3 protein-coding genes are annotated in these 4,635 nt (G+C 66.1%); 2 read left to right on the forward strand and 1 reads right to left on the reverse strand.

The annotated features are described in order from the left end of the window. Positions 1–2,217, reverse strand: a 2,217-nt coding sequence (locus tag IT472_RS04625) for an acyl-CoA dehydrogenase (protein ID WP_297179082.1), incomplete at its 3' end; no start/stop codon positions are given. Positions 2,218–2,400: 183 nt separating this feature from the next. Here IT472_RS04625 and IT472_RS04630 point away from each other — a divergent pair. Both IT472_RS04630 and IT472_RS04635 read left to right on the forward strand, forming a co-directional pair. Further along, positions 2,401–2,976 carry a TetR/AcrR family transcriptional regulator gene (locus IT472_RS04630; protein WP_297179077.1) on the forward strand — a complete coding sequence of 192 codons (576 nt, stop codon included), beginning with the start codon at positions 2,401–2,403 and terminating at the stop codon, positions 2,974–2,976. A 77-nt stretch (positions 2,977–3,053) separates the two neighbouring features. Then, positions 3,054–4,635, forward strand: a 1,582-nt coding sequence (locus IT472_RS04635; protein WP_297179080.1) for a phosphoenolpyruvate carboxykinase (GTP), incomplete at its 3' end; no start/stop codon positions are given.

A 4,635-nucleotide genomic window follows, 5' to 3' on the forward strand; every position in this document is an offset into this window, starting at 1 on the left:
CTTCTCCAGATAGCTGTTGATTCGGCCGCCCGGGTTATGCGCGCCGGGGGTGAGGAAGACGCCGGCGGCGAGCCGCTGGCGCGCTTCGTTCGGATTCATCAGCAGGTTTGCCACCCGATGGCAGAGGCGATCACCCGGTGCCACCGCGCGGCGGCCGAACGGGAACACCAGCGGCCACAGCAGCCAGCCCAAGGGCTTGATCGGGAAGTTGCGCAGCGCCTGCGACAACGCCAATTCAATTTCATACGCGCTGTTGTGGAAGGCCCAGGCCAGCAGCGGCTTGTCGGCCTCAGGGCAGCCTTCGTCGTGGTGGCGCTTGAGCACCGCGCCCATCATGTACAGATGGCTGAGCACATCGCCCAGCCGCCCCGACAGCGATTCCTTGAACTTCAGCCGACCGCCCAGCGCGCCCAGCGAAATATCGGTGAGCAGGGCGAGGTTGGCGGCGTAGCGATTGAGCTTGCGGAAGAACTTCTTCGTGTAGGCATCGCCGGCCACCGACTGCAGGCGCGCGCCGGTCAGGCCGAACCACAGTGAGCGCACCGCGTTGGAAATCGCGCCGCCGATGTGCGGATAGAGCGCGGCATCCAGTGCGTCGAGACCGGCCTTGGCATCGGGATCCTGCGCCGCCCGCATTTCCTTGAGGATATACGGATGGCAGAGGATCGAGCCCTGGCCGAAGATCAGCAGGCTGCGGGTCATGATGTTGGCGCCTTCCACCGTGATGGCAATCGGTGCCGCCTGCCAGGAGCGCCCGGCGAAGTTGTGCGGGCCCAAGATAATCCCCTTGCCGCCGATCACGTCCATCACGTCCTTGCTGATCTCGCGCGCGGCGGTGGTGCAGTGGTATTTGGCAATCGCCGAGGGCACCGAGGGCACATCGCCGCGATCCACCGCCGCCGCCGTCGCCTGCGACAGCGCACTGATCGCATAGGCCTTGCCGCCGATCCGCGCCAGCGCTTCCTCCACGCCTTCAAAGCGCCCCACCGACAAGCCGAACTGCTTGCGGATGCGCGCATAGGCGCCGGTGACCACCGCGCCCGACTTGGCCCCGCCGCTGGCGGTCGAGGGCAGGGTGATCGAACGCCCGACCGCCAGGCATTCGTTGAGCATGTTCCAGCCCTTGCCGGCCATGTCGAGGCCGCCGATCAGCTGGCTCAGCGGAATGAACACCTCCTTGCCGTGGATCGGGCCGTTCTGGAACGGCGAGTTCAGCGGGAAGTGGCGACGACCGACTTCGACCCCGGGCGTGTCCGCCGGCAGCAGGGCGAGGGTGATCCCGATGTCGCGGACATCGCCCAGCAAGCCGTCCGGGTCATACATGCGGAAGGCGAGGCCAATCAGGCTCGCCACCGGCGCCAAGGTGATGTAGCGCTTGTCGAAGGTGAGCTTGAGGCCCAGCACGTTCGCGCCGTTCCACTGGCCCTTGCAGACGATGCCGAAATCGGGGATGGAGGTGGCGTCGGAGCCGGCGAAGGGCCCGGTCAGGCCGAAGCAGGGCACGTCCTGGCCGCAGGCCAGCCGCGGCAGGTAGTAGTCCTTCTGCTCCTGGGTGCCGTAGCGGTGGATCAACTCACCGGGGCCGAGCGAATTGGGGACACCCACCGTGGCGCTGGCCACCGAACTGATCGAGGCGACCTTCTGGATCACCTTGTGATGGGCCAGCGCGGAGAAGCCGAGCCCGCCGTATTCCTTCGGAATGATCATGCCGAAGAAGCGCTGCTTCTTCATGTAATCCCACACTTCCGGCGACAGATCGGCGCGGACGTGGGTGATGTCCCAGTCGTCGATCATCGTGCACAGCGTTTCCACCGGGCCATCGAGGAAAGCCTGCTCTTCGGCCGACAGCTGCGGCTTGGGGTGGCCGAGCAGCTTGCGCCAGTCCGGCTTGCCCGAGAACAGATCGCCCTCGAAGCCGACCGAGCCGGTTTCCAGCGCGATCCGCTCGGTCTGCGACAGCGGCGGCAGCGCCTTGCGCAGGAACTTCAGCGCCGGCGCGGAGAGCAGCGGCTTGCGGATGGCCGGGATCAGCAGGGGGATCGCAATGAGGGCGACGCAGGTCGCCACGATCCAGCTGGCCAACCGGCTGTCTCCCAACAGCCAGCAGGCCGCCAGCAGGGTGGCGCACAGCGCGGCCCAGATCGCCAAGCGCAGGCGGTGGTAAGCGGCAAAGGCCGATGCCGCCAGCACGGCGAGGATCGGCAGGGAGGCACTCAGGATCGGGTTCATGTCAGGGTTCCGAGGTGGCTTCGGGCCGCGGGGCTGCGTTTGCGTGACGCTGCACCCGCCACTACCATACTTTCTAGTATGTGATTCCAGTGCGAACTATCTATCGCACTCCGGTTGAGTAAACGCTCAGACATACTATTTGACGAGCTGCCGTATGGATTCGAACCCACGATGACCGACACCGCAACCCGCAACCCGCGCCTGAACGTGGACGACTGGACCCGGGAGGCCCTCGACCAGATCGCTGAGTCCGGGGTCTCGGCCGTGGCCGTCGAACCACTGGCGCGTCGCCTCGGGGTGACCAAGGGCAGCTTCTACTGGCACTTTCCGTCCCGCGATGCCCTGCTGCAGGCCGCGCTGGAACGTTGGGAGCGCGACGAGCAGGCTGCCTACGGCGCACTGGCCTCGATCACCGATGCCGGCGAGCGCCTGCGCACCCTGTTCAACCTGATCCGTTTCCACACCAAGACCCACATCATCTATTCCGAACTGCTCAAGGCGGCCGAGCATCCGGCGATCCGCGCCGTGCTCGACAACGTGCTGGAGCGGCGTGTCGGTTTCCTGTTCGCCTCGTTCCGCCAGGCCGGCCTGAACGAGCGTGATGCACTGCGGCGGGCGCGGATGACTTACGCGGTGTACGTTGGCTTCCTGCAGCTGGAGTTGCCCAAGTTCCGCCAGCGCGAGCAGAGCGAAGATTTTGCCGCCTACATCGACCACATCATGACGACGCTGATCCCGCGCAGTTGAACCGCTTGCGCGTCGCGTCCAATCCAAGTCCACATAAACGTCCACATCCAGCGCCCGTTCGGGCGGAGGCAAGCAGCATGTCCGTTGTATCCGAGTCCAAACCGACCGTCACCGGCACGCCAACCACGCTCGCAGCGTTGCGCGATTGGGTGGCCGAGGTCGCCGCACTGACCCGCCCCGACGCCATCAACTGGTGCGACGGCAGCGATGCGGAAAGCGCCGCACTCAACGCGCGGATGCTGGCCGACGGCACCCTCATCGAACTCAATCAGGACACCCATCCAGGCTGCACCCTGCATCGCTCCAATCCCGAAGACGTGGCGCGGGTCGAGCACCTGACCTTCATCTGCACGCCCGAGCGCGACGACGCCGGCCCCAACAATCACTGGATGGCGCCAAACGAGGCGCACGCCAAGATCGACGCGCTGTTCGACGGCTGCATGCGCGGACGCACGCTGTACGTCGTTCCCTATTGCATGGGCCCCATTGATTCCCCGCTGGCGCGCTGCGGCGTGGAGATCACCGACTCGCCCTACGTGGTCGCCAACATGCGGATCATGACCCGCATGGGCGCGCCGGCGCTGGCGCGGATCGAGCGTGAGGGAAGCTTCGTCAAGGGCCTGCACTCGACCGGCGAACTGGACCCGAACCGCCGCTTCATCATGCACTTCCCCGAGGAGTTGACGATCAAGTCCTACGGCTCGGGCTATGGCGGCAATGCCCTGCTCGGCAAGAAGTGCCACGCCCTGCGCATCGCCTCGTATCAGGCGCGCACGGAAGGCTGGCTGGCCGAACACATGCTGATCCTCGGCGTCGAGAATCCGCAGGGCGTCACCCGCTACATCGCAGCAGCGTTCCCGTCGGCCTGCGGCAAGACCAACCTCGCCATGCTGATCCCGCCGGAAGGCTACCTGCAGGCCGGCTGGAAGATCTGGACCGTGGGTGATGACATCTGCTGGATGCGTCCCGGCGCCGATGGCCAGCTCTACGCGATCAATCCCGAGGCGGGTTTCTTCGGCGTTGCGCCGGGCACCTCGAAGAAATCGAACCCGAACGCGCTGGCCACGATCCAGTCCAACACCATCTTCACCAACGTCGGCCTGACCGCCGACAACCAGCCCTGGTGGGAAGGCATCGACAACGGCCAGGCGCCGGTCACCGACTGGCAGGGCCAGCCCTTTGATCCGGCCGTGCGTCCCGCCGCGCATCCCAATTCGCGCTTCACCGTCAGCGCGCGCCAGTGCCCGAGCTACTCGCCGATGACCGAAGACCCGCAAGGGGTGCCGATCAGCGCGATTGTCTTCGGTGGCCGCCGCGCCTCGCTGGTGCCGTTGGTGTTCGAAGCGCGCGACTGGACCCACGGGGTCCTCATCGGCGCATCGATGGGTTCGGAAACCACCGCCGCAGCCACCGGCGCGGTCGGCGTGCTGCGCCGTGACCCGATGGCGATGAAGCCGTTCTGCGGCTACAACTTCGCCGACTACTTCGGCCATTGGCTGTCGTTCGACCAGCCCGGCGCGAAGTTGCCGAAAATCTTCCACGTCAACTGGTTCCGCAAGGGCGATGACGGCAGGTTCCTGTGGCCGGGCTTCGGCGACAACCTGCGCGTGCTGGAGTGGATGCTGGCGCGGGTGGAAGGCAAGGCCGGGGTGGTCGACA

Origin of the sequence: Thermomonas sp., from assembly GCF_020850895.1 — a bacterium.
GTDB lineage: Bacteria > Pseudomonadota > Gammaproteobacteria > Xanthomonadales > Xanthomonadaceae > Thermomonas.